The organism is Bradyrhizobium zhanjiangense, assembly GCF_004114935.1.
Taxonomy (GTDB): Bacteria; Pseudomonadota; Alphaproteobacteria; order Rhizobiales; family Xanthobacteraceae; genus Bradyrhizobium; species Bradyrhizobium zhanjiangense.
Genome location: NZ_CP022221.1, coordinates 2,229,861 through 2,256,430, shown reverse-complemented (window position 1 = coordinate 2,256,430; position 26,570 = coordinate 2,229,861). Strand labels below are relative to the sequence as shown.

Sequence of the window (26,570 nt, the reverse complement as noted above, 5' to 3'; positions counted from 1 at the left end):
CGATCTTGTTCTCGAGTGGTTCTTTCAAGAGAGACGAGAGCTCGCTGCAGAATAGCGATGCATTGCCGCAACCTTTCGCAATCTCCTATCGTGCCGACGATCTGTTGTCTCGGCCGGCCAAACGGCGGAGCGATAATTGTTGTGCCCGCAGCTTGTGAGACTGCCAGATCTGCTTTCCTCGGAGTACCTGCCGGCTTTGTTTCGCAATCGATCCAAAATCGTTTGCCTATTTGCATTGAGCGACAGAAGACTCAGGCGGCGCGAACAGTCTGCAGAAACTTCTCCACTTCAGTCCTCAGCCGCGAGCTGTCGCTGGATAGGATTTGCGCTGAAGCAAGGAGCTGACCTAAAGCCGCGCCAGTTTCATTGGCCCCGCGCTACACGTCAACAATGCTTGGGGCGACCTGCTCTGTCCCTTGCGCTGCATGCTGGATGTTGCGCGAAATTTCCCGCGTGGCGGCGCCCTGCTCTTCAACCGCAGAGGCAATTGCCGACGATATTTCAGATAGCCTGCCGATAGTGAGGCCAATATCCCTGATCGCCGAAACAGATTGCTGCGTTGCCGATTGGATGCCATCGATCTGGTTGGCGATCTCGCCTGTCGCCCTTGCCGTCTGCTCTGCCAACGCCTTGACTTCGCTTGCCACGACAGCAAACCCTCGGCCCGCCTCGCCCGCTCGTGCCGCTTCGATCGTGGCATTCAAAGCCAGCAGATTGGTCCGCCCGGCAATACTGTTGATAAGCGCAACGACATCCCCGATGCGCGTTGCCGCCGCCGAGAGCGCGTTCACGCGGTCTCATTGGTTTGATGGGCTTGTCGAACCGCGCCACTCGCGATCAGAGCGGCTTCCTGAACTTGCCGGCTTATTTCGGTCACCGAGGAACTCATTTCCTCGGTCGCGCAGGCGACCGCTTGCACATTGCCGGAAGCCTCCCCGGAGGCGACAGACACCTGGGCAGAAAGCTTTTGCGTCGCCTCGGCCGTGTTGCTGAGCGTATTGGCGGCTGCCTCCAATTCGGTTGAGGACGACGAGAAGTTATGTACAATCTCTCCAACCGCACTCTCGAAGCGGCTCGCGAGTTGCAGCAGCTCCGTGCGGCGCTGATGAAGTGCACGAGCCTCGGCCTCCGCCTGCTCGGCTCGCAAATGATCAGCCTCGATCATGCCCCTCTTGAAGACTTCGGCCGCATCTGCCATTTCGCCGATCTCGTCAGGCCGTCCAATCCCAGGCACGAGTGTGGATGTATCACCAGCCGCCAGCCTGCCTATCGCGGCTGTCATTGCCTGAATGGGAGTTGCAATGGCGCGCGGTCAGGGACGCAATCACAATCCCGAGCGTCACTCTAGCGATGAGAAGTCCCCATAGCGTCACTCTCAGCAGCCATAGACCCGCTTCCACCTCATGAGCGCCATCAGCAAGTAGCGTCATCTGAGCGGTCTTGATTCCACCGCTTCGCGTTCCGGCATGGCCGCGTGATTTGCGCAACTACCCTTGATCGCAAGATGGACCATGCACACATAACTGGCGCATACCCAAGGTGCGTCATCGTTAGCGCGAAATTCATATTTAGGAGGCCTTATGGCCAAGAACGAGTTCTTCATCGAGCAGAGGCCGGATGGTCGCTACAACGTGTTGCGGCCCAATGCAGAGCGCGCTAGCGCGACCACCGACACGCAAGGCCAGGCGATCGACAGGGCCAGGGCCATCGATCCGCATGCCACGATCCACGTTGAGCGCGTGCGGGACATTGGCCCCGGGCGCGACAAGTGGCGCAAGCTTTAGCTTCTTTCTCTTCGACATGTTCGCGCAAACGCCATCGCCCATGCGGTGATAGGGCCGATTCATCTGCCAATTGTCATTGCCATGGATGTTGCCGCAGCGCTCGCCCGTATTCATGACCATGTCGAGCATGACCGTGTCGAAAACGCGGTGATGGCCTGCCTGCGCGTGGCGCGAACCGCAAAAGACTATCTCCATGCCGCGATTTTTCTTCGCGAGCTCTATCCAGACAAGCGTGAGATCGCTCGAGTCCTTCATGAAGAAACGAAGCACCTGAATGATGAGACCAAGAAGTTCCTCTACAAAAAATCGCTCGATCGGTATCTCGACGTTCATTCGATCAACCGGTTCGCGGACCCCGGTACGAACGAGCCGGAAAACGTCTTGATGGTGGCGGCTGGCGAGATCGAGTCCGAAATCGTGCGTTGGCAGGGCGCCCTGGACGATCTCAAGACGCCTGCCGGTTTGCCCCCTGATGACGTGGCAGCGTTTACGGTTGCCGCCTTTCCGCAGAAGGCCGACCTCCGCGAGCGCATCGCCGGGCTTCACACCATCAAGGCGCGGCTGAAGTCTCGATGCCTGAACTATGCGATCGCGATGGAGCAGCAGCTTAAGGCCGAGCAACAGCAGGGATCCTTCCTTCACGGCGTGCAGAATGAGGTCCACAACTACTTCAAAGGTCGGGCCGATGACGTTTTGCAGAAGCTGATGAAGGCCAACCAGCTCGCGGCCCCCGGTGACAGCGAGGATAGCGCGCTGCTCCTGACGGAAGTGCGCCGCGCCTTGAAAGCCGCTGCGGATCTATTCTGGCCAGTGGTCAGCGAGGCGCCTGTTCGGTGTGTGGATGGGCAAGAGCGCAAATTGGGCGACCAGCAGTACCTCAATCGGCTGCAAGAGTTCATGCGAGTCAAGCTGCGCGATTCGACGGCGCGTGAGTTGCTGACGGCTGAGCTCGATCATCTGGAGGTCTTCTTTCGTCGGTTGAATGACTTGGCCTCCAAGGGTGTGCATGCCGAGGTTACCGTCGCCGAGGCCCGGCAGGGTCTGGTCAGCGTTTATTTCTTTTTATCCAACCTTATTCGTCACCTCGTAGAGAAAGGTCCTGAAGCGACGAAGGCTTAGGTCTTTTTTGCTGCGGCCGCCGAAATCCGAGGATGCAGCGATCCGCATGTTCGATTGGTTTAGGGGATCGCAGGAAATACCGCTGGGAGATGCGGAGGTCGAGGAAACCGTTTTCGGCCGCACGTTCATCTTCCTTCGCACGATTTCATTGGCGTCCTGCGCGCTCGCCAAGCCGACGCTACACGCTGGGTTGACGGTGGTCTCGATCAATCCCGGAGGACCGGTATCTGCTTCTCGTTCGGACGCGCCATTCGGCCTTCGACGATGACATTCATTTCATCGAAATCCAGGCCTCCAACGCCCTTCAGGGGCCGCTAAGCCCCTGAAAGGGCGCCGAAATGAGGCCATTCAGATGGCGGGAGACCTCGCGGTGGTGAGCTCATGGGAGATTCCCGGGTCCTAGTGAAGGGTCACACCCACTCAATGCGAAGACACCATCGCGGGATTTAGCTCTCTTGTCCGAGGAGATCACTGAGACCTCGAATAAACGCGATCAAGAAGCTCGCGAGGATCAGCGCAAGACCAAGTATGGTCCACACGAAGTCTGCGACTTTCGGGGATTCGATCTTTTGGCGGATTGCACCTTCAATCGATTGCTTTAACCGACCCAGGCGTCCGGTTGCTTCGACTTGTTCGACCCGCGACCTCCGATGACGCAGCCAGAAGTCTTTCAGCCAGGGGACTGCAATGAATATTGGACTCGCGACGCCCAGAAGATCTTTGAGTGCGTCCCACCACGAGTAACCCATCTACTTCAGGTTCTCATCGACAGATCAGACTACATAGTCATAGGCATGTGAGCCGCGAGTTCTAGATCATCGCTGGACGTAGCAACCCCAAGCGTTTTGCCGCATGCAACTGAAATTCGCTCCATCAAATCCCAAGTGGGTCCCTGGATTCCGACACCCGATTCGATTTCGCTAACCCGAGCCTGGCTTACGCCCAACTTTTCCGCCAATTGGGATTGTGAGAGACGGGCATCCTTGCGCATGGCTCGAACTAGCTCACCAGCACGCATCGCCGCACTCGACAGTTGTTTTTCGGCTGAAAGGTTTGGATCAGCATGTTCGATTTTTTCCACAAGGTCAGCGAGCGAACGACCGCGCCCGTTGCTGCTAACCTCAGCAACGGCTTGCGGTCGACGCTCGCTGCTTTTTTCGACTTTGAGTTTGACCATTGCTGCCTCCACTCTTCATACAAACCAAACTGAAGCTCGCGCATTCAGTATTCCGGTCTTCAAGGCACTATAGTCGTTGCCATTCCAGGAAGACCCTCCAGCATACATCAGCACGCCATGCTCAGCCGCAAGCATCAGCGTCACCGTCACGTCGCCATCACCATCAATTTCGACAGCGAAGATGGCGAACTTGTCTCCTCCGAAGATTTGGAACATCTCAACGCCCCTATAAGTATAGAAGGGCGACAAATTCCTTGCGTCCACCGATCCGCTGTGAATCTTCTGAAGGTACAGCAGGACCTCGCAGGCGAAATCATGCCCGAGCTGCTCCAATTCATCAGCCGCATCTCCCAATTGCGGATCTTCGAACGAAACCAGCATATAAGGAATTCCTTATGAATTGTCAACCCCATCCAGCCGCGGCAGCTTCGTGTGAGGTTGCAGGGAGGAACCAGAAAATACACCTCCTCGCAGGATGCAACCAGAGGACGCCTCAAAAAATGCGTCTATCTTGGATAAGATAAAATTCCCGGCCGGACCGCCTCCAGTTCCAAAGTTGTCCCTGACCGTCATGCCCTTGAAGGGGCCGGAACTTTGTGCAGATGTACCCCAGATCCTGGAGTTCGACCGACGCATCATCGCCTGGCATCGATCCAGTGCGACGGTGCAGCGCCGGGTCGATCCGGCGATCAGGACAACCCACTTGGGCCACAGCATCGTCGAATGCGTGCTATTGACCGGGACCTGATCCGCGGAGGGCATTATGGCCAGCGGTCATGGGTACCGCGTAAACAGGCCGAACACATGGCTGCTCCGACCAGTGCTGCAAAGTGAAGATTCTTCTTGCCAACCCGGAGCCGTCCATACTCGAGAGATCATGCCCAGCAGCATGCTTGAGAGCAGAGCGGCCCCTGCCAGTCTGCTTGCAACCCGCCGGCCCAAACGACAGCGGCCACAGCCAGCTCGCCGATGTAAGTCGGATCGACTGATATTTTCTGGCGTCTTTGGGCTGTCTTTGAGACCGCTCTGGCTTACCGAAATGATACTTCTGACGCGGTCCGCGTGAAGTTCGCATGAAAAAGCCGCCGCCCCGTTTCAGGCGGCGGCGATATGCCGCGGTGCAACATCAACCCTGTGAGCCGACGATCTTATTTCCAGACAAGACAAAGGTCTTGGCATTCACGTCGGTATCGCGGGATCCCTTCTTTTTCGCCCGCACCAGCGTGGAGTGTTCAGAGGACGAGCCGGACCGGCCGGAATCGGCGGCATATTTCCGGGCTACTTTACTCCATTCCTGCGCCACATGGTCTGGCTTGGGGGGCGGAGTACTAGAATCAAGCCCCTTCGGGGGTGAATCCACGGGCTCCCAATCTTCGAGCGGGCCGCTGAGATAGTCTGGTTTTCCCGCCATGATATCACCTTTGCGAAACGCGGTTGGTTGCCATCATATATTCCTTCACCAGCCTACCGCGCGCGACCACAAGTTGATCCAGCAGAAATACGACGGATCCTGCCCGTTAAACGCCGCAGAACGTCTTGGTTGCAATGTTAACATCCCTCGCCGATCGGCTGGGGGAACAACCATGGCTAAGGCATTTCGCAGCACCGTCATGGCACTCACTTTTGTCACGTCGCCGGCAGTAACATAATTTGGAGTTTGCTGGCTGACTACGTCGCGCGCGGCCTAGCCCTAGCCGCTCAGTCACCGCCGGCTTTTGCGTCGAGCGCGCCTTTATCAAACGGTCCCATCGCGAAATGATCCGTCAATACGGCGCAGACTGGCAGGCTGGTAGCAGCGCATAGATTCTGGCGGACCAACTAGGACGGTGAAGGCGGAGAAATGACAGTCGATCGGAATATCCTCGAGAGCGGCGCGAAGCGGGAGGCACTCAAGCTGGAGGTGCTCGATTGCCAAGCCTCGGCGCGATCGTTGCGAGCCCATGCATCGGCGATCGAGGCATTGCGCGCCTGGTACGCCATGCAGTCAACTGTCAATACCGTCGTGCTCTACGACGCCGCAGCAGCGCTGTTCGACTCGGATTTCGACCGGACCGAATACCATGAGGTCGAGTGAATATATCTGATCTCGACGCGCTTGCAGTTGGGCAAGCGCGATGCCGAAGTCCAGATTATCTTACGTCGACAGAACGGGTGAAAGCCTCTAATTCGATTCCTTTCGTTACGTCGCGAGGCGGCCACCATAAGTGTCTGCCTCACAACGGTATTGGGCACGCGCCCTAAGAGGCAGGCGATCAGCCTGAAATCATTTTATGGCGCCCCTAAGGGGACGCCGCTTGATCGAGACAACACTCTGTCCGCTCGACAATCGGCGTTTCGATAAAGATTCGCGACATCATAGAGATCGCGCGGGCGCGTTCGCTCGGCCAAAGCCCTGAACTTTTCTGCGAAGGCCTCAACGTAGTCGTAGGCCAGTACCTCGATGCCGTCTTCAGCCATGTCGGAATAAGAATGAAAGACGTCGGCGGGGACCGGCGGCGGCCCGAAACGTCGGCTCCCATCGTTGCCCACGCGTAAAAAGTCCCATCGAATGGCTGCGCCTCGAGTCCCGCCTCTTCGCTCGTTATCGATGAGTGCCGTAACGGTTGCCAGTTCTCGAATTGAGATAAGTCCCGCCACGGTGTGATGAGCCGGATCCGCCCAAATAGCTGCCGCCATGACTGGTAGTGTGATGTCCGCCGCCGTAGCTGACGCGCCCTCCATGTCCTCCGCGTGCGTTTGCTTGTCCGATCACGCCGAGCAGCAACAGACCGACAACTATTGCAATCAACTTTATCATTTCGCCCGCCCCTTTCGAATGTGGAAGCGTATCCAAGCGCAGCCGATGCGGGATAACAACCTCTGATACGCGCAAAATATGCAGCTTTACGCCGGGAATAGTTGGAGCGGAGCCGTTTTCCGGCGCGAGTAAAGGCGCGCGCCGTCGTCCCCGAAACTCCTCGACCTCCAAATGGAGCCGGTGACCTCGTCTGAATGCCCAATCCGATCGAGTAGAAATACCGCAGATGAAGGACCCTCTACGCTGATTATCATCATGGCCGCGATGCTAACATAGGCTTGCTACTTGCTCGGGGCCAACATTGTCATCGCAGGAAATTTCCACCCAGTCGACCGCTGCAGCCGATCGGGATCTTATCTTCGTAGTGATCGAGCGTCATCGCGAGCTGTCGGCGCATTACGATGCGGCCTTGTCCGTATCGGCGAAGCTCGATAAGGGGTCCGAGTTTGATGCCGCCGACGAAATCAGCAGTCAAAGGAGCCATGCTCTCGCGGAGCATGCGAATGTGCTCATCCGTTCAGCGCCAACCACGATCGCGGGCGTTATTGCTCTGACCCGTTACGTCGGCAGCCTACGAGAATGGGAGCTTCCCGATGATGATGCGTGGTATCGGGTTTTCTTAGAAGGGCTAGCAGACGCGATCGATGGAATCGCCATGGCGCAGCGGCTTGGGCGAGACGGCGATTAACATGGCGCTCGCTTCCATCTTCCGCGGCATACTTTTCTGGGGGGCCATTGCTGTGCTTCTCTATTTCGTGTGGAATTTGCCCTTCTGAAGCCCGACGACTAGGGGCCCGCCCGAACCAGTGTCGAGGCAATGAGGAGCGGCGGCTTTTCCACCACGGTAATGGCCCACTACGGTATCAGTTTCGGTCGCCCTGCCCGAAGCTGATCCGTCTTGAAATCGTCGACCACGAACGCCTTGGCAGCGGCGCGGCAGGCGTGGCCTGCAGAGGGAGGCATAGCTTGAACTAGATCAAGAGAACGGCGCCCACCTGAGGCGGCCTTGAGCAACGCGGGCCCGGTGTGCCTAGGAGACCGTGCCCATAGCCTCAGCACCGGCTGCACCGTCGTTCGGCTATCAGCCCCCTAAGTGCCCCACAAAATCGTTTCTCTGGAAATTGGGACACTTCCGGACATTACAAAACAAATGGCCGCAGGAGCCGCTTGGACCAGCCCCGTGGGGCCGATGCCACGACGTTCCTGCGCGATCGCCACGGCGCCTGCTGGTTACCGCGTGAACCGGCGCACCCCCAAGTCTCTAAGCACGTCAGCTTGTCGACAGCTGTTCCTAATAGAGGGAGAACCAGAGAGCGAATCTGCTCAGGATTTGCGAACCGACTCAAACGGAGGGGATATGGACCCATTTAACAGGATCAACCCATTCGACCGGGATTTCGCTGCTCACAACGCCGCGGTACCACAGCCGCAACAGCAGCAAGCGGAGTTTGAGCCGTACTTGCATGAAGTCCCGCAGCTTGATACCGCTGCCGTCGCAGGGGTTCCTGTGTCTCCAGATCACTACTATCCTCATCTGCCTGACGAAGACCTTAGACTCACCCAGGCGCTGGAATTTGGGGCCAGCGGTCCTCATGCCGAAGACGCAGTCACCAGAGGCGTCGGGCACGTCGCTGCGCAGCACAGCGCGCGGGAAGCTTCGAGTTGGCCGAGCGAGCTGAGTGCGGGAGGTCACGATCGGGATTCGCTCCGAGGGATGATCGGCGAAGCCGTCCTAGCATCGTCTCTCAAGCCAACCGCGCACGACCACCAAGCACCGGATCCCCGAGAAGCCGTTCGTCAGTTCAACTGGAGCGACGGCTACCAGCCGACTCCGAACGAGCTGACCGGGAGCGCCCCCCTTTCAAGTCACGCGCCCCTCATGGGTGAGGATTACAGCGAGCAGTTGAGGCCTGCGAAGAGGCAGAGGACGCTAAGCCAGCCGGAACTGGATGCCATTGAGCGCCAGCTGAGCGAGCCGGGCAATTCAATGGCTCGTGTGCTGATGGAAAGCGTCGGCGCACCGTCGCCTTTCGGGCCAGCGGACAGTTCGCCATTGGTCCTTCCTGAGGAAGGTTACGATCAGGATCAGCTGTGGGCGATGGTGCAAGACGCCGGCCCATCATCGTCTCTCGAGCCAACCGCGCGCCATCAGCAGACCCTGAATTTAGGAGCGGTCGTTCGTCCCTTCAACTTCCGGCAGGGCGACCAGCACGCGTCGGCTGCGCTTGACGGTAGCGGCATCCCGCCGAGCCAGGACAGCCGACCCAACAGCTTTATCGTTCACAATGACCGCTACACGGCGCTATTCGTGCCCGCGGCGACGATGAGACCAAGCACCCCACTCAATGCGCCAGGCCCTGCCATTCCTCTGGCATCTCGACCGGAAAACGTTCCGCAGCCCAGCGCGCAGCCTGCGAATCGAGCCTCACCAGCGCTGCTTGGACGTTCGATGGAGCAAGCCGCTCCGGCGTCCTCTAGGGCTGAGAGGACGTCCGCGGCGGCCCGCGAGGTTTATGCTGCATCATGGGCCGTTCCCGAGAGTTTTTTGCACGGCACCCAACCCGCCCCGGACACGATGCTCTCGAAGCTCGGCCGCTGGGGCCTCTTGCCGGACGCGGCGCAGCCGATAAAGCAATACGACATTCGCGGCGAGCTCTACACCGCCGTCCGGGGACCGGGAGGGCCCAACGACGTTCGGCTCATTCATCACCCGAGAATGTAGATGCCGAGGGGCAATCCCAAGATAGGAGCCCGTCCACATAGCTTCGGTATTGGATTTGTTAATGAACCATAGCTTGCTCCAGCGACTCTTGCGAGCTTGGTGCGGTTCAGAGCGGTGCGGGTGAGCGCTACCCGGCCCGATTAACTTGCGCGCATCATCGCTGTGCGGCTCCTCGTTGAGCCGCACAGCCATCGTCCTTTGATCTTTGCGAAGCGCCGGCGGCCCCAAAACTGCGAAGAACACCTACGGTGTTATTGCCGTTGCGTTTTACAGCATTGCCATCAATCGGGGCCTCCTCAAGTCCCGAGTCAGGAGAAGCATCCTCGGAGTAAAGAGGCTACTTCCGGCGCCCCGTTGAACACGCGTCGGCTGAGCTTAGCTGGCTGCAGATGGGTGTGGTCGTCCACTAGCCCAGATGCACATCCTGGTCGCGGCCTTCGGCAGAAAGCTCTTTTGGCCAACGCCGCGCTGCGCAGCGGCGTCGTCGATCCGCCTCCAGTCTGTCAGTGCCGTATCTTCGGAATCAGCAATGGTCGGGATACCGAGCGCGATCTCCATCGCGTCAGCGCCGACCGACGACTTCCGCAGCTGAGCCCGTGCTGCCCGACGTTGCCGCCACCGCTCGTGTCCTGGTTATAGCTCTTGAGATCTGCATTCAGCGCCTCCGCGGAAACCCGAGTGCGCCATCGGCGGTGGACGAGCCGCGAAGGACGTCGAGCCCACAGCGCTTCAGATCAAGCAGCAGACCGCGCCAGTCATGCGCGCTCTCTCGGGCGCCATCGGTGAAGCCGACCAATTCCTTGCGGCTTTCCGGCGTCGCGCCGATCAGCACGAGGATGCACTGCATTTCGTTCTCGAGCCGGGCCTCGAGATGGATGCCACCAGCCCAGATGTAGACGTAGCGTTTCGCCGACAGATCGTGCTTCTGCCACGCCGTGTGCTCGTCGAGGCAGCCATGCTTCAGGCGACCGATCGCGGAGGCCGACAACCCGGCAGCATCCTTGCCAAGCAGCGCAGCCAGCCCTTCCGAGAAGTCGCAAGTCGAGATCCCCTTCAGGTAAGGATCGGCAGCAGTGTCTCGATCCGCTTCGAACACAACATGTAGGGTGGCAGGATCGACGTGAGAACCGGAAACGGTCGGGTTCGGAGGCGTCCGCCTCGCGACGCGCAGACGCGAGTAGCGGATAGCGACCGGACCGGTACTGTTCATCACCTGCTGCTCGGGCAGGTGACCTGCCGGACGATGCGCTGGTGGCCGTCCACGGGCTTCAGATCGGCATGCTTGCCGAGAAAGTCCGTGACCTCAGCCTAGATCGCCTACGCGAGAAAGATACGTGCCCCGCTACGCAAGATTTCTGTGAGTTATCGGCGACGGTTCCTGGCGGAACTTGATGATGTTATCTTTGGATACGGCATATCGCTCCTTCGGTGAAGAAGTGGAGGCGTCAAGCACCCCACGATATGCCGCCTTTCCGATTGTCGCCGTCACCAACTTTCAGCGATAGTCGATCGAAGCTCTTACCTCCATCTAATTCATATCGCGATCATCATGTGTGAACGACTTCACATCGCACTTGATGCCGAGATAAGTCGTAGACCAAGGCTCGCTGGCGCGAACCGGCGAGGCGTTTCGGACTTCCTGCCGGCCTAGATTGACGATCGCAGCAACAATCTTCTGCCTTAGCAGATAGTGCAAGCCTTCACGGCCGATCCAGTCACGCCGGCCGGGGTCATGGGCCCGTCTGGCCTCGGGCGAGGTGATCAATTTCACGAGGTGTTTGCATGCCTCTTCTGCGGCGGTGGGATAGACGAACGCCGCATCGAAAGATGCCTCGGCCATTGGCACAGGGCGTGCAGTGCGTTTGTTGCGTGGGAATTTCAGTGTCCCGACTCAGGAATAAAGGGCACGGCTTATTTTCGTGACACGAGTGTCGTCTTTCCTTGGGACACCCGATGCGATTTCGTAACGGGTCAATGTAGGAGGAACTGTTGAGCCACGAATTATCTCCGGAACAGTCCAGGTTCCTCGTTCGAAGGGGGACCACCGGCTGGATGGTTTATGATCGAGAACGCAAGGGGCCGGCGCTGTTAAAGGACCACAGCTTGGCCGAGAAGCTGTCCAAGGAACGGGCCGAACAAGTAAGGCAGGGACTGGTTGATGGCTCGATTAACTGCTGGCCATGATCCCTTGAGGTGAGCTTTCGATCCAGGGAAATTAAGTTTACCCTGCGTTCAGCTCCGCTGTGTGGTCTCGACACTGGGAGAGCATAGCCGTTCATGCGCCGCCCCCAACCGGGCTTGGTGAGTTTGCCGATGACCTTGAGACAATCGGCCTGCGACCGGCTGGGGCGTCGGACAAAGCGCATTGGCGTGTCCTCGCTTACTGATCAGCATCAGCCGTTTTGCAAAGCTCTGTCCGTCGACCGCTAAGCACCAGACTGCGCTGGGCGATCACCAGGAGCTACAGGACCCGCGCGGCCAGCGGCAGATCGATCACGCCTGGCCGCATCGTTTTTTGAATACGCCGCGAAATTGTCCTGCACCTGCCGCTCACCTTTCATCCAACAGCGGTCAGAGTCTCAGAGTTTTTGCAGTGAGACCGCACTTTGGGACCATCCAGAACTAGAGCTTTTTTCGCCTTGATCACGTTGGGCGGGCTGGATGCGCCGAGTGGTTTTGCAGCAAAATCGGCGGTCTGTTGCCGATCGCGCCATGGGGCCGTTCTTCGTTATCGTATCTGCGCCAAGTCGCCACTTTTTCTTGGGCGTCCGCAGGGCTGAGGAACGAGTGAGTGTTGAGGCATTCGGTCCGGAAGCGTCGTTGAAGTCTTCGATGAACGCGTTGTCGGTTGGCTTACCGGGCCTGGAGAAATCCAGCGTCATACCGCATTGGTAGACCCATAGGTCCAGATCGCGACACGAACTCGCTGCCTTGATCGACGCGGATCGTTGCCCGCAATCCCCTTCCTTGCAGGCTCTTTCCAGCACCTCCACGACCTCGGTGCCGCGGAAGGCGAACCCTGGCGCCTGTTCTGCAGCATCTCCTCGTGGAGCGACAGCCGAGATCCTCATCCGTAGCAGCCGCTACCGAAACGAATGCACAGATAAGAAAAATCGAGGTTGTGACGAGATGCGATTAAACGACCCCACCATTTTTTGCAGGAGATCGCACGGCTCCGGTTGGTTAGCTTACAGGTGCTAGTGACTTTGGGAGATATGTCGGTGTTGATCGTTGAAACGATTTTGAAGCCAGACCAGTTTGGCGGTATTGGACTTTTCTCTGCTACTCTTTTGCCTAAAGGTGCATTGATTTGGATTCATAACCCAATCGTTGACATTGCCGTGACACCTGAACAGTACGAAACTTTACCTCGAACATTTCAAGCTTTACTTGACAAGCATGCCTATCCAAGAGACCTCGACGTTGATGATGGTGTTCTAGAGTACAATGCTGACAACGCCCGTTTCATGAATCACAGCAGTCAACCAAACACATACCAAGACGATCATTGCCGAATTTTCACAGCCCGTGACATACAACCGGGCGAAGAACTGACTTGCGATTACTTGTCTTTCGATCCAAGGTGCGACTTATCGTGGGTTAAAGAGCTATCGCCGAATGTTGGTGCCTCAAGAGGCTAGGCGGCAGCGGATTGAGTTTGCGGTCTGGCGACTTCTATTCCGCGGGCGAATTTACATGGGGGAGAGTTTCGGCAACTTGTTGTAGCCATTGACACGACGCCAGCTTTTCTCGGCGAGCTCCCGAGCTTGAAGATCATAGCGAGCGCCATCTTGTTCGACAGACATTCCTTGGCGCGCATTGTGTGGTGGCGCACGGTCGCGAACGCACTCTCGTTGACATGGACGGGTTTGAAACAACCAGTTCTTACCAACTGCGCGATCCTCGGTCTTCACCGGCATAGCTGAAAGCGCTGCCTTGCCAGGCGGGCTTTCAAACTAACGGCCGGAAGCCCCGGTCCGATTAATTCGCGTCAGCCATTCTGAAGTCGGTCCTGCTTCCAGGCCCACCCGCTCAACTTGACTGGTCCAAGGGCTCAAGGTGCCCACAATCGAAGGTGCAGAGCAACCTTTCCGGTCCCGTCGACCTCGCATATCGCAAGGAGTTAAGGGAAACATCCAGGCCGACGTAGATCATGGCTTTCCCCCTTTCGAATGAACGGGTTCGTGATCGCCAGGCAAAAGGGGCTACTCGGCAAATAGGCCAGGCGATCAGGACCGAACACCCCATCTATTCCGAACAGCGGCTGCGCTTCATGTTCTGGTCATTGTTGTCAGGCCCAGCGAACTTCAACCTGGATCGAGCCTTAGGGTGCGGGAGACGTGGGGTAAACGCCAGTTGGAATCTGTAAAACGCGACTATTGATGAAACCCGGCGATGAAACCTTCCCCTCGGACTAATCCCGGAAGGCTCGGGGTACGTATGATCATAGGTGATTGCATCATCGTCCCGTCGGCCGCTGGCGGCAAACGCGCCACCTAATTGCCTCGTCGCCCAAATCCCGCATTCTCCGCAACGTCAAACTATTTTTTGAATCGATCGATATCATACTCAAAAAATAAAAGCCCTATTCTATATCACGATGCTAGCTTCCGCGCGCTGGCGATATGCCGGTCACTCTGGAGAAAGTGGATGAATACAATTGCTATCAATGACACCGCTATCAATGACACGGTGCAGGACCTCGGGGACGCCACCGAGCACACAAAAGGCTTTGGGGGCTCGTGGCGCGCAGAACACACGACCGGCGATTATTATTTCGTGGATGAGTCCGATTGACGCGGACCGTCTTGATGGGATGGGCTTAGGCCCATCCCATCAGTTTGAGACGGTGGGCAAGGGATCGCTGCTGTGAGCGATATATTTCATGCGTGGTCTAACGGGCGTTGGATCAGCCTCGACCTGCAATCCAATCGTTACAGCATGGCGAGCACATCTGCAGCTTGTCCGGAGGAGCGTGAACGGCTAACCGCGACGACGGCAAAGTTGCGCGATTGCCTGAGTTCACCGCCAGCCTTTCTCCCACCCCTCCATCTGGTGTGGCACTATGCGCGTGCGGCTCATGCTGCTCGCTTCATTCGCAGCCAGACCATCGCTCGTCAACTCGACTTTTTACGTGCCTCGCGTCGGGGTACGGCACCGGTGTCCATGGGAGTCGAAACAATCCATTACTACGCCAGCGTATTCCAACATCTGCGCAATCTTCGGTTCCGCCGCCCGCGCTGTCTTGAGGATTCCGTAGGGGGCTATCTGTTTTTCTATCCCTACATCGCATCGCTCGAGCTCCTCGTGGGTGTGAAGCAGCCACCTTTCAAAGCCCACGCCTGGCTGCAATCTGGCGACCTCATTTTGAACGACGCGAAGCGTGCTGTGGAGGACTACAGCGTCATCTTGAGATTCGAGAAATGAGACTTAATGTAGACCGGCTCTTGGATTCAGCGAAGGAGCTTGCCACCATCATTGTAAACGGCCGCGTGGAAATCACGGTGCTCAACGATATTGTTGACGCCGAGACCGGCATGCCGACTGAATTGGAACCAACACACTTCAAAAGCACGTCTCTGCCGGAGATTGTCGCTTTGCTGCAGGAGCGGTACGCTGGCGATGCGGCTTTCATTGTTCGCGCGCCAAGTGGCACCGCGATCGTACGCCCCCCCTTCTCAGAGATCTCCATCTTCTACCAGGTCAGAAATGATGAGATTGAGTGCTGGGCAGGACTGAAGCTGCCAGATGCCGCCTTGGCGCAACGCCACGCCTTCAACGTTGGCTATTTGACTGGCCTGATATGCAACGCGTCCTGGTTGACCCCGGAAACAGGGTTGAGTGGGATTTTTGAGCTACTGAGTGGCGCGGCGCTCATCGTCTCAAGGGGGACTTTTCGGCAAGTCGATTTTCTGGCGGGCGCCGTAGCCAGGCTCAACACCTCGGCGGTCTCTTTCAAGGATGACGTGGCCAGCTTTCGCCAATTGATCTCGGCGAGCGTCGCTCACAAAACGCGAAGCTATGGCGGTGCTTTCAGTATTGAATGTTCCGGGGGCCTTGATTCGTCGGTAGTGGCGCTGGCTGCGGCCGACCTCCATCGAGGCAGGCCCCTTTCCCTCCTGAACAGCTACTCAGAGACGGACGTCAATGGTGACGAACGCTTCTTTTTTGCCGCGCTAGCCGAGCAGGTGGGCGGCGTGCCAACCTATGTCGAAACGAATGCTCGCTCGTCGATGACCCACCTTTCGTCAGAATTGCTGGCTCCAACGCCGCGACCTTGTAAGCTAGCGGCCACGATCGCGACAACGGCTCAACTTCACGAGGCTGCGCAGGCTGCAGGATCGCGCCTGGTGCTCACAGGAGATGGAGGCGATCAACTATTTCTCAGAATGCGCCGCTTGACGATGGCCAGAGAGCTGCTTGCCGAATCCCGATCACCACAAGAGGCATTGCGCGACCTCGCCGGCCTTGCGATTCAGGCTCGAGCGTCTGTCTGGCGTGTTCTTCGCGAGGTGATTACCGGTCGGAGCGGCCGGGACTTACGCCGGCATATGCTCGGTGAGCATCGGCCGCAGTCGCCTCTCGCGTCAGTGCGGCCGGATTTCGGTGCAGAGCTCGTACCAGGCGCCAGGTCCCTACGCCACCTGCCGACGACGCGACTGTTTCAGTTCTTCGGCATGCGTCATGCGGAGCTCAATCGCATCGCGCTACGAGACATTGCGGTAGAAGAGCGAAAGGCGTTTGTGTTCTGGCCGCTCATCAAGGCAGGTCTCGTCACGGCTCGCCGACATCATCACGCAAACGGAATTGATCGTGCACTTGAGCGCGAGGCCTTCCGGGAACACTTGCCCAACGTGATCTACCATCGGGTTGGCAAAGGTGCTGGGCGCGACATGCTAATGCGGTATGAATATGGTGCCTTGGTGTCACGTGTCGAGCGTAGTGCATTGTATCGGCAAGGCTTGATCTCCCGCGATCTCCTCCGTTCAGCTATCGACAATTTGTCTTACGACTCAGCGTTTGCACTCGTTCGTCTCTGCGGTGTTGCCGATTGGATGGACCTTCATGAACTGGGGTAAGCCGCTCTTGCCCCCGCTCCAATGGGACATCATCAAGACGAGCCTGCAATCTTCCCGCCTTCTTGTCGCCGGCTTCTTGCTCACGACCATTGCAGCGTCTGCCAGCGCAGTCGCCGGGCCGCTCTTGTTCTCACGGGCCGTCGCCCGGCTGGCCAGCGCGCCGCCGCTTCTTACGGTCAGTTTGTTGTTGCTGTTTGCCGTTACGGTCGCGCTTGCTCGGTGCTTGCAGGAGGTCAAGGCGGTTCTGTCGAACAGGTTGGAACAGGACGTTCGTAATCTCTCCAGCAAGAAGATCATGGCCGCTCTGGTGAGTGCCGAGGGATCGCTGTTTGCTCAAAACAATCCGAGCAAGATTTCGGTAATGGTAGAGAGTTGGCACCAGTCCAATAAGATCTACATCCAGCTCTATTTGATGGTGCTGATGGGCGGGGTCGCCGATGTTGCGTTCTCGTTCCTTGCCGTCGGTGGAGCAGCAAATTGGTTTGTGGCGCTGTTCGTTCTAGCCTACGGCGCCGTCCTCGTGTTGATAACGTGGAAGAGCAATAGAGTTACAAAGGTGTATCAGGCTGAGGCGCAGGCCTCAAGTAACGAGGGCTCGAACGTTTTAGGAAATGCAATCGAAAACATCATTTCGATCAGGGTGTTCCGCGCTCAACCCTGGATAGCTGAGTTGTATGAGCGCCAGGCCGCCGCCACGCGCCGAGCTTGGCTCTCGTTCTATGGTGCCCGGTTGCGCTATGGCGCTTTGCAAGCGATCCTCTTGTTCGTTCAGTATGCCTCGATCTTGGGGCTTTCGCTGTGGCTCTATGACCGGTCAGGCGAGATAGGTGGGCTCGTCATGGTGAGCCTGATCCTGGTTCAACTGAACCGGCCCTTCGAGCTTATCGGCATGTCAATTCGGGACATCATCGTTGCGCGTGGCATGGCCCGGCCGCTGCAGGCGCTGCTTGATGCCCATGCCCCAGCGGCACGACCCGCTATGCTCAAGCGTACTATGCCGATATCGGGCTCACTCACCATTTCCATCAGCGCGCTTTCGTTTGGTTATGAGCGAGCCGCCTCGCCGCTTCTCTCGGGGATAACGGGCGAGTTCAAGCCCGGCGTCATCAACTTCATCATCGGACGGTCGGGCGCTGGCAAATCGACGCTTATGCAACTTCTGCTAAAAATGCATCAAGGTTACAGCGGCCTGGTACGCGTTGGCTCTTTGGACCTGGCCACGATCGATCCGGAAGATTACTTGGCGAACGTAGGTTACGTGCCCCCAGAGCCTATGATGATGAATCTGAGTATCCGCGAAAACGTTCTGCTGGGCCGCCCGTTTTCCGATGCGGACGTGTTCCACGCCCTAGAATGTGTCCATCTGGCTGATAAGGTGACCTCCTTGCGGGACGGTTTGGACTACCGCGTCGGCGAGCGGGGCCAATTGCTAAGCGGCGGCGAGAGGCAGCGCCTTGCGATCGCCCGTGCACTCATCGCAAGGCCCCGGCTGTTGCTCCTCGACGAGGCCAGTTCCGGGTTGGACGAGCAGACCGAGCGCGGAATCTTCGACGAACTTCGGCAACTCGCGTCGGACACGACGATCATAGCAATCACGCACCGCCGGGGCGTGATAAGTCCACGTGACTACGTGCTAGATTTGTCGTGGTCGGCATCCGCGAGAGCCTCGCCTGTGCTCGCATAACTTCCGTGACCCGGCGTCTGAAAAAGTCCTGGATGGCACGGGCTGCGCCTTTGTGCTGCCCTTCGACCATCAACGCACTAATACTTTGGCTTTCGACAAGCAAATCGCTGTAGTACGTACGTGTTCCCATTGCGCGTGAAAGGTAGACATAAACGACGTCCGCGACGTGATCCGCAATGTGGCGATGCTGTTTGACCAGCAACGCGCGCCGATAGCACTCGCCTACTTTCAAGAAGAGTTTGGCGGGATCCTCATTGCTTGCGTAGATGGGCTTAATTTCACCGCAGAAGCTTGCCGCCACCTCGTCAATCAGCTTCGCCTTGGTGAAATCGCTGATGCTATCGACATACATTTGCGACAGCATATTGCAGAACAGGATGGCTTGATGTGGGTCGATCGGCCTGGCGTTGAACCCCTTGTGGTCGACATTTTGCACCACATCGCGCTCAGTCAACCGTATCAAAGCCTCTCGTACGGGCGAAATTCCGACGCGAAGCTCGTCGGCAATGTCGGCAGGCTTCAAGGCTGTGCCGGGTAGCCAATGGCCCAGTAATAGACGCTCGCGCAAGGCCTGGAATACTGGATGCTGTGTCTCAAAAGCCATGATTATTCGCCCGTTCAACCGTCCCGACTGAGGCGGCCAAGGGAGCCTCACCTCTTGGCATAGCTCATGCCGCCCCGGAAGCCATGCGCGGTCCGATCCGCGGCGAAATGGCTGCTAGGATAGGCCGCCGTGGCGGCCCTCCGCCAGGGCCACGAAGCTCTGCTGCCGAGTACGAGGTGGGTATGTCCAAAGCGGAATAGGCGGTCGGAACGGGTAGAGGCGATGATCGAGCGGCATTTCTGCCATTGTGCAACTCGCCCAAGAAGCCGCGTCGCTGCCACTGGTGCCGACGTCGGCGTCAAGATGTTGGTTTCGCTTTTCACGATGTTGCGTCCGCACTCGCGGTCCTCCTTGATCATGACTAGCGAGCCGGGCGCGATCGAGAGATTGAGTTCCGCTGGTCCTCTTCATGGTCCTGCTCCGTTATCAAAATGGAACGTCATCCGCCCCCCGATCCGCTGGTCGAAAATCGGGAGTCCAGTTCAGTTTCTCGCTCGCCGAAGATGCTGAAGATATTCCAAATGACTCCTCGGCGATGTGCGGACTAACTCGGCTAGCCTTGGCGTGGTCGGGGGCCGTCCCCACCCATCTGAGATACAACTTGACGCTACGTGCGATTCAAGGGATCTGAGGCCGTCAAACTGGACCATTTTTGGCTAGAGTTTTCGCCGCCGAATCCGCTGGGAGGAGCGACAGACGATGACGGCTTCAAAATTTTCCGACACCCAGAAGGTGTTGATTCTCAAGCGGGGAACGAAGCTGCCAACATCCTCGGCTGCATCAAGATGCGGGCGCCCTGACCTGGCACGCAGAGACACAGAAAGCTATGGCCGAGCAATCGACAAATTTGCCGAAGGTGCCGCCAGTTCAGATGGATCGCGAAACGGAGGAACTGGCAAGCAAAATCGCGGAACGCGCGAGAGAGGCACGCCACCAAGCTGCACCCTTACCAGAAGGTCCAGTTCGCGACCCACTACTTGAAAAAATTAAACAGTGCGACACAGATTCCCGATTCGACCGTTGCCGGATATCGCTTCCCGGCCAGGGCCAGGTCGCCGTAGGCTCCCCCCTTTCCTCCACGGAGCAATTTCAACGAACCGCTCAGTCCGGGCAACTGCCGCCCTCAATCTTGTTGCTGGCGCGATCGCCGTCCCGATTGCGGAGCAGTTCACTCCAGTTCTTTGTCGTCAAGCAAGATGAGCAGATCATCCTTACCTACCCGCAGCATCACCGCCGCCAGCTTCGGCGGAACGCCCAACGGTCGATCCACCGAACGACTCTTTCCCAGAAGCAAGACGCGCGTGCACACTGAATCCGCCAAAGCGCTCCCACATCGTCGGATTGGACACTAAAACCACGCCCACGGTATAAATGCCACCAATCCAAAATTGGAAAGAACCGGTGGCTCCTATTCGAGTGAATTGGACATGTTCTCTAATGACCGGGTCAGCAAAGCGGACATTCTGACCAGCCGTTCAAGAGGTCTGAGAGGTCACTCGACCAGCGCTATGGATCAGCCAGAAGACTTGCGCGAGGTGGAAGCAACGCTTGTTCGACTGGCCCCAGGGAAGCCAACCGACGCCAGGTCCTTCGGTGCCAGATTAGCGGAGCAATGCCGCACCGAGCAAGGCTGATAAAGCATAGCCGAGGCCCGGCAATATCAGCGTGACCCCGTAGCCTAATCTCGCCGCGACAAAGCCGCTCGCTGCGAAGCCCACTAACGCGAATGCCGACATCATTGAAGTCAGGAACGTGACATCTGTTCCCGCCTTCCCCGGCCGGGCGAGCCCGAGAAACCAGTTCGTGAATGTAACATGCTGAACAGCGAGTGCCGCGAATACGATCCCAACGCTCGCTACGGCGCTCACGCGAACGCTGACGTAGCGGTCGATCATCGCAAGTGTGCCAAAACTGATGGCCATCACTGCGCAGCCCCAGATCAAACCCCGGTGCGGCGCCATTCGGCCGAGGATGGCGCTGGTCAGCGGCGCAACGATCGTATACGTCAATACGTTCGAGAGAGCTCCGATCCATCCGATGTCTGCAGCGGCAAAGCCGAGGTCAACGAGCCGTAACTGCACCGTCGCGAACGCCACAGCGATCCCAACAACGCCGGGTGCGATCAATGCGGCCGTCGTCCACAGGCCATTGTAACGAAAGACCCCGAAGATCGACAGGCGCTGCGGCGAGCTCCATCGGTCTCTACGATGGAGCGGTTCAGAAATCGCAAACACCCATCCAGCGAAAATGGCTAGCAGCAGCGCTAAAACCAACAAAGCTGGACGCCAACCAACCATCTCGACCAATTGGAGGCAGACGGCCCCACCGATCACATGGCCGATAGCCCGGCCCCAACCGAGCAACGCGGCCCCGAGCGGCCGCTCGCCGGAATCGAGAGCTTCCGCTATGTAGCCCAAAGTTGCGATCCGCTGTGTGGCGGCAATGGTTGCAAGCGCGAGAGAAACCAGAAAAATCGACGCGAAATCGGTCTTCGGGTTCAAGAATGCCATTGCTGCCAGCACAATGGTACTGGCGACTTGGGTCAACAGGATCCATGAACGCCTCAGCCCGAGACGATTGAGGCTCCATCGATCCACAAGTGAAGCCGAAGGAATTGGCCACCGAGCAGGACGCGGCGGCCCCCGCGGTTGAAGGGAGTGTGCCGCGGATATGCGGTAATGACTGACGTTCTCATATGGTTGCCTTCCCTCCACTCGGAGCGTATTCGAGACCTCAATGTAGGCAACCCGACACACGAACTGCTCGATCGAACCGCAGCAGTGGGTTTGTGCTATGGGCCGCAGCATCAAGCCGCTTCGGAAAGGCATTGCGAGTCAGCCACACTGCCGAAGCGGCGAACTACGCGGAGCGCGGAGATACGGCGCTCGGGTTCTATGGCGCCACGAAGCAGTCACTTCGAGGTCACGGCCCAATGGTTGACGTCGAAGTTTAGGCCGCCTGGGGCTGAGGTTATCTCAACACCATATTGGACGCTGCCGACGACTATATCGCCGAAATACCCTTTCGACTTTATCCATAGCAGGATACTCTTGATGTCCACGGTCTCTGCGTTGGCCTTGGACGTACGCAGGAACGAGATGACCTTGTGGTTGTTCCAGCCTTCAAACACATTCCAAGTCGCCCCTCCCACGTCGACGCCTATGTAGACTGGAATCGCGGCTCCCCCTGTGGAAGTGTAGTTGTAAGAAATGGGCTTGACATCGCCACTTCCATCGGGATTCCCGGTGTAATTGGTCCAGAGCATTATCTCATAGGCATTCGAGCTGTCCCAAATGTCGTACGCGAAGTTCCAACGGCCGCGAGCCGGGACGCTCTGATCGAAGCGAGAAGTCAGGGTCTTGATCGCGCTCAGCCGTTTACCAACATTGAACGCCTCGTGGGGATAGCTCTTGATGCCGCCGGTATCAGGATGGTTCGACCACACACTCCATCGATCGACCGCATGTACAGAGATCGTCTGAGGGCCAGCACCTTGGCCATATACGTCGTTATTCCAGGAATAGCCATCAAGCGAATAGGTGCCGTATCGATCGCTCGAACTCCAGATCGGCGCTTTCGCGGATGCCGGGAATAACCCAATCATGGCCACAAAGGGCAGCGCAACAACGTTCCGCTTCGACAACTCAGACATTCTAAATCTCCAACTGAGATCTGCCCGTCAGCGCCCCAGAAGCGAGCAAAAGTGGTGCCAGTGTTCGCGTGCCTCGCGACGGCTTCAAAACGCAGATCAAGCTATCAATGCGACGCGATCGTGCTGCACGAAAGCAAGTCGGCCCGCGATCCGCACGCTCCGTGGGTAGGCGATCTGCTTGCTGAAGGAGGCCGGCGCCATTCGTGAATCCGAGAAGCACGGCTGGATGCAGGATCGAGCCGATCCAGATGCGCGCGAGCGCGCCTTCGGTCTAACCCGCTTCGATAACCCGCAGAGATTCTCCCCCGAGGAGGCTCTCGCCGAGCTGCGTGACGTTTTGGCCTCAATCGGCGACATCTGCCCCGATTGCTCCGAACATTAGACCGCACTGTCGAGCCTGCCACGACGGAGTGGGTTAGACGCTGGAACCCGGCGTTCTTGTTGGCGTCCGGGTTAGCTTTATTCCTATGCCGGCACGCCGAGCCAAGCCTGAGTTCGCGTCGGCGCCCGCGCCCTCTAAGCACGCCGCCCCATGACCCAGCCGACGAGCGCACGATGTCGCGGCTCGAGTCGTCGCCGGTCGCGCTTCCTCACGGCGGCGATCGCCAGATCAGAGCAGGCGCCACCTGCTTAGCGCCCGCCAATTTTGTCGCAAACTCGCCACTACACAGCAGCGCAATGTCTGCGGCCGCCCGACAACTGCAGCTGGTTCTCTTATGTGTCTTTGCTGGCAGGGCCGCGATCAATTCAAGGGTTGAATGGGGCCGCAAGAGGCAGGCATTTTTATTGCACACGGTATCATGAGCTTCGTCGTGACACGTTCGGGCTACATGTGGACTGGCGCATTGGCCGTGCCAGGTCATCAAGCTGGAGACGAGTGCGGCAAGTGGAATGCAACGTGCGCGACCCGCCTGGTCGAAATGTTTGGGCTAGGGATCGCGCTCCAGACAGGTCGAGGATGGCCAGGCAATTTACTCAAGAGGAGCTGGAGCCGGCCCTCGTTCCGGCAGACGAACGCTTGACGAGCCGCGCCGTGTTAAGCGCAACGATCGGCAATATTCTCGAATTTTATGACTTCGGGACCTATAGCTTTTTCGCGATCCAGATCGGTCAGGCGTTCTTCCCGGCGAGGGACCCGTTCGCCAGCCTCATGCTGTCGCTCGCGACGTTTGGCGCGGGTTTTGTGACCAGACCGATCGGGGCCATCGTGCTCGGCTCGTACTCGGATCGAGTCGGGCGCCGGCCCGCGATGACCGCCAGCTTTGCCATGATGAGCGCGGCGATACTTGTATTGGCTGTGACCCCTTCGTATGAGACAATAGGAATTGCCGCTCCGTCACTGGCCATTTTCGCACGTTTGCTGCAGGGGTTCGCTCTCGGAGGTGAAGTCGGTCCGACTACTGCCTACTTGATGGAATCGGCCCCGGCGCAAGCCCGCGGTCTTGCTGTCTCGTTTCAGCCTGCGAGCCAACAGATAGCTGCGACGGCCGGAGCGTTGGTTGGGGAAATACTCTCCCTCACCATGACAAGCGAGGCACTCAATGCGTACGGATGGCGGATCGCGCTTTTGCTCGGCGCCGGTACGCTGCCCTTCGGACTTTGGTTGCGGAGCGCCTTGCCCGAAACGTTGCACCGCCCCGAAGTCCCACCTCCCGTCGTCCAGCCTGTAAGGAGATCGCCTGCCGCTCGCCGCATCATGAGCCTGGGATTCGTCATCTTGGCCAGCTGCACGATTATCACCTACGTCACGGGATATATGACCACCTATGCGCTGAACACCCTTCAAGTTTCCGCGCCTCTCGCCTTTGCGACCCCGCTCGTCAGCAATACGGTAGGAATTGCTGCCGCACTGCTGGGCGGTTGGCTCGCGGACCGGCTCGGACGCCGTCACATCATGATATGGCCGCAAATCACTGCGTTGCTGATGACCTATCCGGTGTTCTTGTGGATCGCAGAGAGCCGCAGTGCCCTCGCACTTCTTGGAGGCCTCGGCGCCCTCACCCTCATCGGAACGATTCCGTATAGTGTCTTCTATGTGAGTATGACCGAAGGTTTGCCCAAGAACATTCGCGGTAGCGCGTTCGCGACGATTTACGCTTTTGCGATAGCGATCTTCGGGGGCACCGCTCAACCCGTCGTCGCCTGGCTGATCCACGCAACCGGGAACGCGCTGGCGCCGGCCTGGTATATGCTTGCCGCTAGCGCAGCCGGGCTCTGTGCCATGCTTATGATGCCCGAAACCGCACCGCCGAAACTTAAGAGCGTTGCGAACAAGTGAAGCCCGTGATAGCGCTGGACGAACTAAACGGGTCCCTTCCCGCTATATCGCGGCCGCCTCACACCGTTGGCACTGATGTAGATCGGCCTGAGAGATGGGGAACAGTTGTCTTGATGCAGCATTCGCGTGCACGAAGCCCGTGTCCAACCGAGCCTTCTTGTTGAATTTGCGTTGGCTCTCAAACTGTTCGTTTCCTCCTGAAGAATGGTCCGCTATAGCTGGGTCGCTTTACCCCATTCGCTGTCAGCTTTGTTCACTGCTTTGAGTTGGTCTGCGATGTAGCGGGACATATCACCGATCACAGCGTGCAAGTCAGCTTCCGAAATACCATGCCCTGCAGGCTCGATAATGGGCCAGGTGAGCTCATCCACATCCTGTGATGCGCCAGCCGTTCGATACTGCTCGACCGCGTGAACGCAGTCTACGCCAAATCGATAAACTCGCGAGCCTTGCTCACCGGATTCTCCCAAACCGCCTCGGCGGTGTTAGCGAGTAAGTGAAGAGAGCAAGTAAGCACCCCTTCTTGTCCCGGCCCTATCGCCTACAGGCGTGCGCCAAGCAGGACAACCTCGTCATCCGAACTTCGCATCGCTCACGCGCGCGTACTCTTTCCTCAGTCCGCCATCAGATCGTGGCGCGCGGTCCATCTGCCGAGGTTCTCAGACGCTGACATCGAAAGGCGTGAAGGGCCCATTGCGAATGATGGGTTTGGAGCCATCGGCTGAAAGAGCAGCATGGTACGCCCCGCACACGAAGGCGTGCCAGATCGATGGTAACCGCGCCAGCTTCAACAGAGCTCTCAGATATCAACTTCAGCAATTCTCATTGTTAGCTGTAAAACCGAACACCCATTGCCCGGCCACGTATTTTGTAGACTGAGTATGAGCCTGGCACCAGCGGCTTTGGCGCTGATTGTTTTCCCGGTGCTCCCAACCGAGTTAGCAATTATAGGGCAAGAGCTGCGTCAGCAGTGCTCGCCTGACTAGTCTCACCTCGATGTGTCGCCCTGCTCGGGCGGAATTGTCACCTAAGAGAACACCGAACATGGCGCGCCGTGCATCGTCTGCAGGGCGCGAAGAGGACGCGACCGCTGTCTCCACGAGCGGTCGGTGTAGGAGGCCTCTATCCTCATTCTCTTCTTGGTCTGCTTTCCGTTGTCAGGGCTTCACGCACGCGGGGTCGGTCAAGCAAAAGAAGAGATCGCAGATACCCTCCAACGGGTCCTCCTCGCATTCAGGATATGATGTATCGGCTACCTGCACATTGGCGTCGACCGGTTGCGCGGCGACCTCAGCGACAAAAGTCGGCACCGCCGCCGTTGCAAGCGCGACGACGCTCGCAGCTACAAACAGCAATTTTTTCATTCGAGAGTCCTTCCCTTGTATAGGCCCAGCCGTCCTCTACGGTCCTATATGACGACCCCGCGATGATAAAATTGATTTTCGTGATTGGTTCTATCTACGGAATGAATAAGTTTGGACATCTCCGCGGGTTTGATTGAGCCGCGAAGAACAAGCGAAGCCGTTTGTGGTCCCCCTCTCCCCGCCTCAAAGTGGTCCGCGCATTTCTCGGAGGACTCGCATTACCGCGTATTGTACCCGGACTTGGCTTGTGGCCTGGGACGCAGTGAATTGCACCGGTTCGAGACCCGAAGAGCGCTCCTAATGGCCCCTG

The 26,570-nt window shown here is 58.0% G+C and carries 22 protein-coding genes and 4 pseudogenes; 13 read left to right on the top strand and 13 right to left on the bottom strand.

Annotation, left to right across the window (positions count from 1 at the left end):
* Positions 1 to 251 precede the first annotated feature (251 nt).
* Positions 252 to 1,303: pseudogene (locus XH85_RS10785) on the bottom strand (methyl-accepting chemotaxis protein); the annotation flags it as partial.
* Between the two features lie 277 nt (positions 1,304 to 1,580).
* On the opposite strand from XH85_RS10785, the gene XH85_RS10780 reads away from it, so the two are divergent.
* The 3 genes from XH85_RS10780 (at position 1,581) to XH85_RS10770 (ending at position 3,171) form a co-directional block, all read left to right on the top strand.
* Positions 1,581 to 1,784 (top strand): DUF2188 domain-containing protein, encoded by a 204-nt coding sequence (locus XH85_RS10780; protein WP_128931869.1) that lies wholly within the window; start codon positions 1,581 to 1,583, stop codon positions 1,782 to 1,784.
* An 81-nt stretch (positions 1,785 to 1,865) separates the two neighbouring features.
* Complete coding sequence (locus XH85_RS10775) at positions 1,866 to 2,903, top strand: hypothetical protein (RefSeq protein WP_128931868.1); 1,038 nt, start codon at positions 1,866 to 1,868, stop codon at positions 2,901 to 2,903.
* Between the two features lie 46 nt (positions 2,904 to 2,949).
* A complete protein-coding gene (locus XH85_RS10770) occupies positions 2,950 to 3,171 on the top strand; it encodes a hypothetical protein (RefSeq protein WP_128931867.1) in 222 nt (73 codons plus the stop codon).
* A gap of 510 nt (positions 3,172 to 3,681) precedes the next feature.
* On the opposite strand, the gene XH85_RS10765 is transcribed toward XH85_RS10770, so the two are convergent.
* The 3 genes from XH85_RS10765 to XH85_RS10755 form a co-directional block, all read right to left on the bottom strand.
* Positions 3,682 to 4,080, bottom strand: coding sequence for a helix-turn-helix transcriptional regulator (locus XH85_RS10765; protein ID WP_128931866.1), 399 nt, complete (start codon positions 4,078 to 4,080; stop codon positions 3,682 to 3,684).
* Between the two features lie 15 nt (positions 4,081 to 4,095).
* A complete protein-coding gene (locus tag XH85_RS10760; protein ID WP_128931865.1) occupies positions 4,096 to 4,461 on the bottom strand; it encodes a hypothetical protein in 366 nt (121 codons plus the stop codon).
* Positions 4,462 to 5,206: 745 nt separating this feature from the next.
* The gene (locus XH85_RS10755) at positions 5,207 to 5,491 is read right to left on the bottom strand and encodes a hypothetical protein (RefSeq protein WP_128931864.1); all 285 of its coding nucleotides are present in this window, start codon (positions 5,489 to 5,491) and stop codon (positions 5,207 to 5,209) included.
* Positions 5,492 to 5,920: 429 nt separating this feature from the next.
* Here XH85_RS10755 and XH85_RS10745 point away from each other — a divergent pair, with 429 nt between their 5' ends.
* Complete coding sequence (locus XH85_RS10745) at positions 5,921 to 6,154, top strand: hypothetical protein (RefSeq protein ID WP_128931863.1); 234 nt, start codon at positions 5,921 to 5,923, stop codon at positions 6,152 to 6,154.
* Positions 6,155 to 6,348: 194 nt separating this feature from the next.
* Here the strand turns inward: XH85_RS10745 and XH85_RS47845 are convergent, their stop codons facing one another.
* Complete coding sequence (locus XH85_RS47845) at positions 6,349 to 6,756, bottom strand: nucleotidyl transferase AbiEii/AbiGii toxin family protein (protein ID WP_128931862.1); 408 nt, start codon at positions 6,754 to 6,756, stop codon at positions 6,349 to 6,351.
* Positions 6,757 to 7,178: 422 nt separating this feature from the next.
* Here XH85_RS47845 and XH85_RS10730 point away from each other — a divergent pair, with 422 nt between their 5' ends.
* Together XH85_RS10730 and XH85_RS10725 are read left to right on the top strand one after the other, a co-directional pair.
* On the top strand, positions 7,179 to 7,565 hold the full coding sequence (locus tag XH85_RS10730) for a hypothetical protein (RefSeq protein WP_128931860.1): 387 nt from the start codon (positions 7,179 to 7,181) through the stop codon (positions 7,563 to 7,565).
* Between the two features lie 669 nt (positions 7,566 to 8,234).
* Positions 8,235 to 9,599: a hypothetical protein gene (locus tag XH85_RS10725; protein ID WP_128931859.1), complete on the top strand. Its 1,365-nt coding sequence runs from the start codon at positions 8,235 to 8,237 to the stop codon at positions 9,597 to 9,599.
* 670 nt (positions 9,600 to 10,269) lie between these two features.
* On the opposite strand, the pseudogene XH85_RS10720 reads toward XH85_RS10725, so the two are convergent.
* The 3 genes and pseudogenes from XH85_RS10720 to XH85_RS46270 form a co-directional block, all read right to left on the bottom strand.
* A pseudogene (locus tag XH85_RS10720) lies at positions 10,270 to 10,995 on the bottom strand (transposase); the annotation flags it as partial.
* A gap of 132 nt (positions 10,996 to 11,127) precedes the next feature.
* On the bottom strand, positions 11,128 to 11,439 hold the full coding sequence (locus XH85_RS10715) for a hypothetical protein (RefSeq protein WP_128931858.1): 312 nt from the start codon (positions 11,437 to 11,439) through the stop codon (positions 11,128 to 11,130).
* Positions 11,440 to 12,242: 803 nt separating this feature from the next.
* Positions 12,243 to 12,622: pseudogene (locus XH85_RS46270) on the bottom strand (integrase core domain-containing protein); the annotation flags it as partial.
* 192 nt (positions 12,623 to 12,814) lie between these two features.
* Here XH85_RS46270 and XH85_RS10700 point away from each other — a divergent pair.
* Positions 12,815 to 13,240: an SET domain-containing protein gene (locus XH85_RS10700; protein ID WP_245473455.1), complete on the top strand. Its 426-nt coding sequence runs from the start codon at positions 12,815 to 12,817 to the stop codon at positions 13,238 to 13,240.
* Here the strand turns inward: XH85_RS10700 and XH85_RS10695 are convergent.
* Positions 13,237 to 13,452: pseudogene (locus tag XH85_RS10695) on the bottom strand (IS256 family transposase); the annotation flags it as partial. The gene XH85_RS10700 and the pseudogene XH85_RS10695 sit on opposite strands and share 4 nt — an antisense overlap.
* Positions 13,453 to 14,249: 797 nt before the next feature.
* On the opposite strand from XH85_RS10695, the gene XH85_RS44895 reads away from it, so the two are divergent.
* From XH85_RS44895 to XH85_RS10680, 4 genes are all read left to right on the top strand, one after another.
* Complete coding sequence (locus XH85_RS44895) at positions 14,250 to 14,396, top strand: hypothetical protein (RefSeq protein WP_164940213.1); 147 nt, start codon at positions 14,250 to 14,252, stop codon at positions 14,394 to 14,396.
* Between the two features lie 72 nt (positions 14,397 to 14,468).
* Positions 14,469 to 15,026 (top strand): lasso peptide biosynthesis B2 protein, encoded by a 558-nt coding sequence (locus XH85_RS10690; protein ID WP_128931856.1) that lies wholly within the window; start codon positions 14,469 to 14,471, stop codon positions 15,024 to 15,026.
* A 20-nt stretch (positions 15,027 to 15,046) separates the two neighbouring features.
* Entirely contained in the window at positions 15,047 to 16,678 is a 1,632-nt protein-coding gene (locus tag XH85_RS10685; RefSeq protein ID WP_164940730.1) for an asparagine synthase-related protein, read from the top strand.
* The gene (locus tag XH85_RS10680; RefSeq protein WP_128931854.1) at positions 16,665 to 18,362 is read left to right on the top strand and encodes an ATP-binding cassette domain-containing protein; all 1,698 of its coding nucleotides are present in this window, start codon (positions 16,665 to 16,667) and stop codon (positions 18,360 to 18,362) included. The genes XH85_RS10685 and XH85_RS10680 overlap by 14 nt, the downstream gene beginning before the upstream one ends.
* Here XH85_RS10680 and XH85_RS10675 read toward each other — a convergent pair.
* The 3 genes from XH85_RS10675 to XH85_RS10660 form a co-directional block, all read right to left on the bottom strand.
* Positions 18,271 to 18,966: a GntR family transcriptional regulator gene (locus XH85_RS10675; protein ID WP_128931853.1), complete on the bottom strand. Its 696-nt coding sequence runs from the start codon at positions 18,964 to 18,966 to the stop codon at positions 18,271 to 18,273. The genes XH85_RS10680 and XH85_RS10675 overlap by 92 nt on opposite strands.
* A gap of 1,601 nt (positions 18,967 to 20,567) precedes the next feature.
* Positions 20,568 to 21,773, bottom strand: a complete 1,206-nt coding sequence (locus tag XH85_RS10665) for an MFS transporter (protein WP_276485998.1) — start codon at positions 21,771 to 21,773, stop codon at positions 20,568 to 20,570.
* Between the two features lie 104 nt (positions 21,774 to 21,877).
* Positions 21,878 to 22,618: a glycoside hydrolase family 12 protein gene (locus XH85_RS10660; RefSeq protein ID WP_128931851.1), complete on the bottom strand. Its 741-nt coding sequence runs from the start codon at positions 22,616 to 22,618 to the stop codon at positions 21,878 to 21,880.
* A gap of 178 nt (positions 22,619 to 22,796) precedes the next feature.
* Between XH85_RS10660 and XH85_RS10655 the strand changes: the two genes are divergently transcribed.
* Both XH85_RS10655 and XH85_RS10650 read left to right on the top strand, forming a co-directional pair.
* Positions 22,797 to 23,000 carry a hypothetical protein gene (locus XH85_RS10655; RefSeq protein WP_420837874.1) on the top strand — a complete coding sequence of 68 codons (204 nt, stop codon included), beginning with the start codon at positions 22,797 to 22,799 and terminating at the stop codon, positions 22,998 to 23,000.
* A gap of 576 nt (positions 23,001 to 23,576) precedes the next feature.
* Entirely contained in the window at positions 23,577 to 24,896 is a 1,320-nt protein-coding gene (locus XH85_RS10650; RefSeq protein ID WP_128931850.1) for an MFS transporter, read from the top strand.
* A gap of 1,157 nt (positions 24,897 to 26,053) precedes the next feature.
* Here the strand turns inward: XH85_RS10650 and XH85_RS10645 are convergent.
* Complete coding sequence (locus tag XH85_RS10645; protein WP_128931849.1) at positions 26,054 to 26,260, bottom strand: hypothetical protein; 207 nt, start codon at positions 26,258 to 26,260, stop codon at positions 26,054 to 26,056.
* Between the last annotated feature and the right edge of the window lie 310 nt (positions 26,261 to 26,570).